Origin of the sequence: Azomonas macrocytogenes (genome assembly GCF_014191985.1) — a bacterium.
GTDB lineage: Bacteria > Pseudomonadota > Gammaproteobacteria > Pseudomonadales > Pseudomonadaceae > Azomonas > Azomonas macrocytogenes.
Window position 1 is genome coordinate 1 of the sequence record NZ_JACHXI010000053.1, and the last position, 2,705, is coordinate 2,705.

Genomic DNA, 2,705 nt, shown 5'->3' on the forward strand with positions numbered 1-2,705 from the left:
CCGCTGGGCCCATCGAGGTCGATGACCACCGCTTCGCGCACCACCGCCTGTTCCTGCAGCCGCGCTTCGATCTCGCCCAGTTCGATGCGGAAGCCGCGGATCTTCACCTGGTGGTCGATCCGGCCCACATATTCGATCACGCCATCGGTGCGGTAGCGGGCCAGGTCGCCGGTGCGATACAGCCGTCCCCCTGGCTTCCCAAATGGATCAGGTACAAAGCGTTCAGCCGTCAATGCTGGCCGACTGTGGTACCCACGCGCGAGCCCCGCACCACTCAGATATAGCTCACCACATACGCCTGGTACCACAGGAACAAGAATGACATTGAGCACATAGGTTGCCAGGTTGGCGATCGGCTGACCAATAGGTATTACATCTCGACCTTCGTCACGACAGATCCAGTGAGTAACATCAATAGCTGCTTCGGTAGGGCCATAGAGGTTAAGCAGGTCCACATCGGGTAACTTGCCGAAAACCTGCCGCTGGACATCGATCGGTAGCGCTTCGCCGCTGCAGATAATGCGCCTGAGGCTTGTGCAGTTCGCCACGGTTTCATCCAACAAGAATACCTGCAACATGGACGGTACAAAGTGTAGTGTGGTGATCCGCTGATACCGGATCAGAGCAACCAGCCGAGCAGGATCGTGGTGATCGCCTGGCGCAGCAATGACCAGACGGGCTCCAGCCAGCAGCGGCCAGAAGAACTCCCAAACGGATACGTCGAAGCTGAACGGTGTTTTCTGCAGTACGGAATCACAGGAGTCCAGGCAATAAGACTGTTGCATCCAACACAGCCGGTTGGTCAGCGCTATGTGGCGATTACCAGCACCCTTGGGTTGTCCGGTGGAGCCTGAGGTATAGATCACATAGGCCAGATTCTCCGGCTGCGCTAGGTTTTCCAGATTGCTGTCCGGGTAAACCGACCACTCTTCGTCCATCCGATCCAGGCACAGGCTGTGTACCAACCCTGGAATCGACAAGCGCTCCAGTAAAGGGCTCTGGGTCAGCAGCAGGCCGATGCCGCTGTCTTCGATCATGTAGGCCAGGCGATCCTGCGGATACGCCGGATCCAGCGGCACATAGGCACCGCCGGCCTTGAGAATCGCCAGCAGGCCCACGATCATTTCCAGGCTGCGCTCGACCGCGATGCCCACCAGTATGTCCGGACTTACGCCCTGCTCGCGAAGCTTGTGGGCCAGGCGGTTGGCCTGGCGGTTCAGCTGGTCATAGCTCAGGTGCTGCTCGCCGAAGACCACGGCAGTGGCGTCCGGCGTCCGCGCTGCCTGGGCTTCGATCAGTTGGTGGATGCATTGCTCGCTGGGATAGCTCGCCTGGGTATGGTTCCACTCGTGCAGGATTTGCTGGTATTCCGTATCCGTCAGCAGATTCAACTCGCCAATCGACCGACGAGGATCTTGAATCAGATCGAACAATAGCTGCTCGAAGTGCCCGACTAATTGTTCGAGTTGCACTTTAGTGAATACACTGTGCGGATGGCTATAACCCAGCGACAGGGTGTCGCTAAGCCCCACCGTCAAGGTCAACGGATAGTTGGTCTGCTCAAGCGTGTCGATATCTCTGAAGCGCAGCCCTTCAGGCGCACTCTGTTGCAACGCTTCCGCCACCGGGTAGTTCTCGAACACCAGCAGGCTGTCGAACAGCGCCTCGCCACCCAGCCCCACCCACCGCTGGATCTCGTACAGCGGCGTATGTTCATGTTCGCGCAGGGCCAGATTCTGGCTCTGGATCTGGCCAAGCCATTCCCCGACCGTTTGCTCCACACGCGGGCTGGCCACGACCGGCAGGGTGTTGATGAACAGCCCCAGTTGCTGTTCGACACCCGGCAGGTCCGCGGGACGCCCTGCTACCGTGGCACCAAAGGCGACCGTTTCCTGGCCAGTGTAGCGTTGCAGCAGCAGTAGCCAGGCTGCCTGGATCAGGGTGTTGACCGTGACCCGCTGCTCACGAGCAAAGTAGCTCAGGCGCCGGGTCTGTTCTGCATCGAATTCCTGATGATATTTCCCGTACCCACTCTCTATACAGGTCTCGCCCCTGAGCGCCGAGCTCAGGCGCGTTGGTTCGGCAAGCGAGGCCAATTGGGCTTTCCAGAACTGTTCGCTGGCCACTTTGTCCTGGCGCTGCAGCCAGGCAATGTAGTCCCGGTACTGGCCCGTAGCATTGGCCGGCGGTTGTCCAGCGTAGCGCTGCAGCACTTCGCCCTGTAGTTGCGAGTTGCTCCAGCCGTCCAAGAGGATATGGTGGCAGGTCAGGATCAGGTGGTGCCGTTGTTCTCCCGTGCGGATCATCGCCAGGCGCAGCAGCGGCTCCCGAGCCAGCTCGAAGCTCCGTTGCCGGTCGGCCTCGGCCCAGGTGTCCAGCGAGGTAGAGAGGTCTGGCTGCCCACGACAGTCCAACTCAGTTACGGGCAACTCGACGTGCTTGCGGATGACCTGCAGCGGCTGGTCGAATTCGGTGACGAAGCTGGCTCGCAGCACGTCGTGACGGTCCACGCTGGCCTGCCAGGCGGCCTTGAAGCGTTCCACGTCCAGCCCTTGCACGTCGACGCGCATCTGGTTGATGTAGTCACCCGCCTCTTGTTGATACAGCGTGTGGAACAGCATGCCCTGCTGCATCGGCGAGAGCGGGTAGATATCGCTGATCTGGGCGGACGGGATGTTCGCGGTCAACTGGTCCAGCTGTGCCTG

Annotated in this window: 1 protein-coding gene; it reads right to left on the reverse strand. The window is 60.1% G+C overall.

The genetic code is table 11. From position 1 onward, the window contains the following. Positions 1–2,705: amino acid adenylation domain-containing protein (locus FHR87_RS18765; protein WP_183168286.1), on the reverse strand; the 2,705-nt coding region annotated here is incomplete at both ends.